Origin of the sequence: Gardnerella sp. 26-12 (assembly GCF_001660745.1) — a bacterium.
Taxonomy (GTDB): domain Bacteria; phylum Actinomycetota; class Actinomycetes; order Actinomycetales; family Bifidobacteriaceae; genus Bifidobacterium; species Bifidobacterium swidsinskii.
Map to the genome: position 1 here is coordinate 1 of NZ_LWSR01000151.1, position 1,480 is coordinate 1,480.

The 1,480-nt window shown below is 41.6% G+C and carries 1 protein-coding gene; it reads left to right on the forward strand.

The window, feature by feature from the left end; genetic code table 11:
• Positions 1–220: 220 nt before the first annotated feature.
• Positions 221–1,477, forward strand: a complete 1,257-nt coding sequence (locus A5295_RS05950) for a zinc ribbon domain-containing protein (RefSeq protein WP_004107291.1) — start codon at positions 221–223, stop codon at positions 1,475–1,477.
• Positions 1,478–1,480 lie beyond the last annotated feature (3 nt).

Below are 1,480 nucleotides of genomic sequence, written 5' to 3' on the forward strand. Positions count from 1 at the left end.
AATAGATACTGACTATATTTTTCTGTTTTTCTATTTTTGCGTCGTATTTTTTACTGATTTATGTCGTGTTTATAGAATTTTTTGTTTCAAACAAGCACTTTTTTGTTACGTCTGGTTTGTTTTGTGTGCTTTTAGTAATAGAATTGAGCGCAAGTGGTTTGTTAAACATTTTTCGGTTAGCAAATTTATGGGATCTGTTCCATTAACAAAGGAGAGACGAGTGAAAGTTTGCGCTCAATGCGGTACCCAGAATATTGATACTGCAAAATTCTGCAAGGGTTGTGGTAACAAGTTTGAGGCTGCTCAGCCGGCACCCGTTCAGCCGGCACCTGTTCAGCCAACACCTGCTCAGCCGGCACCTGTTCAGTCAGTACCTGTTCAACATGCTCCAGCTCAGCCAGTGCCTGTTCAGCAAGTGCATGTTCAGCCTACACCAGCTCAGCCGGCGCCTGCTCAGCCTATTGCGCAGCATGCTCCTCAGTTTGCGCGTCCTAGTATGCCTCAGCAGGGTATGCCAGCTCAGCCAGGAATGCCTCAGCAGGGTATGCCTCAGCAGGGTATGCCAAATATGCAACGTCCAGGCTATCCATATGCTCAGCAGGGTATGCCAGCTCAGCCAGGAATGCCGGGTATGCAGAATCGCCCAAATACTCCAGGCGTTTCGCACTATAGCCAAATTTCAAACCAGCTTAATGCTGAACAGATGATGAACTTCTTCCGTTGGTTAGTAACTGCTCTTAAGAATCCTTCTCAGAGGTATCGCGTATCTAATATTTACGCAGTTTTAATTTCTGTGATTTCTGGTTTGCTGTTTGGTTTCCAAGCATATTTCTCTTCGCTTTCTTTCTACAATGCTTCTAATAGCACTGCTTTGGAACTTGTATCTAAGTTCGCTGGACAGCAAACTCCTGGTGTGCCTTTTACACTATTCTTCTATAAGTTTGTTATTGGAATGATTACCGTATACGCTGTATACGGTGTAGCTTTGCTTGGCATGAAGATGTTTGGTGAAGAGGTTTCGCCAGCTCAGCTTCACGTTCTTTTTGCTCAGAAACTCGTACCGCTTTTAGGCTTGCAAATTGTTTCAGTGATTTTGACTTTCATTGCTCCATCTATTCCTGTTATGAATTACTTTAAAGGAAAAGTAGAAGGCAGTGATTCTTTAGTTGCATCTATAATCTACAGCAATTCAGACATCTCATTGTTAATGAATAATCCTAGTGCTGTTTTGCAAGTTCCATCTATGTCTTTGCACACACTTTACTTGGTATTATTGATGCTCATTCCTGTATCGTTTATGGCAACTGCACACTACAAGGGTAAGCTTGATCGTGAGTGGATGTGGGTTATCTTTATCTTGATTGGAATTGTTGCAATATTTATCGTTGCTGCAATCAATACTGCTATGGTTAATTCCTTGGTTCCTTCGAATAATCTTATGAATAAAGCACAAGACCTAGCTAATTTATTTAAGTAAATA